This window comes from Pedobacter psychrotolerans, from assembly GCF_004340665.1.
Taxonomy (GTDB): Bacteria; Bacteroidota; Bacteroidia; order Sphingobacteriales; family Sphingobacteriaceae; genus Pedobacter; species Pedobacter psychrotolerans.
Map to the genome: position 1 here is coordinate 1 of NZ_SLWO01000018.1, position 1737 is coordinate 1737.

Genomic DNA, 1737 nt, shown 5'->3' on the forward strand with positions numbered 1-1737 from the left:
AAGCGACACGGTTAGCCGGACAGATTCATAAAGAGTTTGGTGTGCGGATCGGTTTGCAGGAACTGTTTACCCATGTGGTACTGGCAGAGCAGGCAAACGAGTTAAATATATTACTATGGGCTAGTAAAAACAGAGTAGTGGAAAAAGATGATCTTAATATTGAAAGAATAGTTTTTTAAAAAAAATAATTATGAAACTCACAGAAGAACAAATCCAGTCTTACAATGAAAATGGATATTTACAAATAGAAGATTACCTATCTTCTCAGGAAGTGCAAACACTCTATAATGAACTACCTAAAACTATAGAAACCAATTCGCCAAGAGTAATACTAGAAAATGATGGAAGTATACGCTCGATATTTGCACCACATTTTATAAATGAGTCTTATAAAAGACTAAGTCAGTTGGATAGATTTGTAATTCCAGCTAAACAACTGATAGGTAGTCAGATTTACCTGCATCAATTTAAAATAAATAGCAAAAAAGCATTAAAAGGTGATTGGTGGGAGTGGCATCAGGATTTTCCATACTGGCATCTTGACGATGGTATAAAAATGCCAGATTTAACTTCTATTATGCTCTATCTTCAAGATACGAGTGCCTCGAATGGCGCGCTGATGTTGATACCAAAAAGCCATAAGTTGGGAATCGTAAAATTTGCAAATAAGGGTTCTGAGCTAAACCCTAAACAGCCACAGTATAGTGATAATTGGAACAAGGACTATTTATCGTCTTTAAACTCTAATATCAAATTTACGATAGATCATAGTTTGTTAAAGGATCTGGCTGAAAAAAATGGAATTGTGACTGTCTCAGGAAAAAAAGGATCAGTGATTTTTTTTCATGGGAACCTTTTTCACGCCTCCAATATTAATCTTACACCATTTGATAGGGATGCAGTGCTATTGACTTATAATAGTATTCATAACCTACCTTCTAATACCAAAAACCCCAGACCAAGTTTTCTAGTGGGGCAGGATTATGAACCAATCGAGCATCTTGTGGCTGAGATAAAATAAAATTATTTACTATAAACTATTCTCTTAGTCATAAATATGGATGCTATTAAAAATTTAATTCTTAATCTGAAAAATCTCAATGTTCAAATAGATGTTGATGGTGAAGATTTAAGAATTGCTGCAAAAAAAGGGGTTATAGATGATCAACTTAAAGAGTTAATTAAAAAACATAAACAGGATTTGATCAATCTTGTACTACGAAGCCGTCAGTTGACATTAAAGAATATCCCTCTATTGTCTTTACAGACTGATTATGAATTATCCTCTTCACAGCGCAGGCTTTGGATATTGGATCAACTTGATGAGGGAAATGTTGCGTATAATATGTCTGGAGTTTATGTATTTGAAGATGACTTTGATTCCCATTGTCTGGAGTTATCTTTTCAGCAGTTGATCTCCCGTCATGAGATTCTGCGTACGGTTTTTCGTGAAAATGTAAAGGGAGAGATCAGGCAATATATCTTATCCCCAGAGGCCGTTGGTTTTTCTTTTAGCTACCATGAACTGTATGGCAGCAGGGAGACTGGATTATCTGTAGATAAGTTAATTGTCAATGATCTTCAGCGTCCATTTGATTTATCGTCGGGGCCTTTGCTTCGTGCGAGTGTTTACCATGTTGGAGATCATGAATGGATTTTCACCTATACGATGCACCATATCATCAGTGATGGTTGGTCGATGGGTATTTTGATTCGTGAAGTTCTGGCTTATTATGA

At 35.6% G+C, this 1737-nt stretch carries 2 protein-coding genes; both read left to right on the forward strand.

Annotated features, from left to right (window positions below):
* Nucleotides 1–190: 190 nt before the first annotated feature.
* The gene (locus tag EV200_RS21635; RefSeq protein ID WP_132536548.1) at nucleotides 191–1021 is read left to right on the forward strand and encodes a phytanoyl-CoA dioxygenase family protein; all 831 of its coding nucleotides are present in this window, start codon (nucleotides 191–193) and stop codon (nucleotides 1019–1021) included.
* Between the two features lie 36 nt (nucleotides 1022–1057).
* The coding region (locus EV200_RS21640; protein WP_208864598.1) for a condensation domain-containing protein at nucleotides 1058–1737 on the forward strand (680 nt) is incomplete at its 3' end.

Coding starts and splice junctions, on each gene's coding strand:
- EV200_RS21635 (WP_132536548.1), top strand. CDS start 191: ATGAAACTCACAGAAGAACAAATCCAGTCTTACAATGAAAATGGATAT.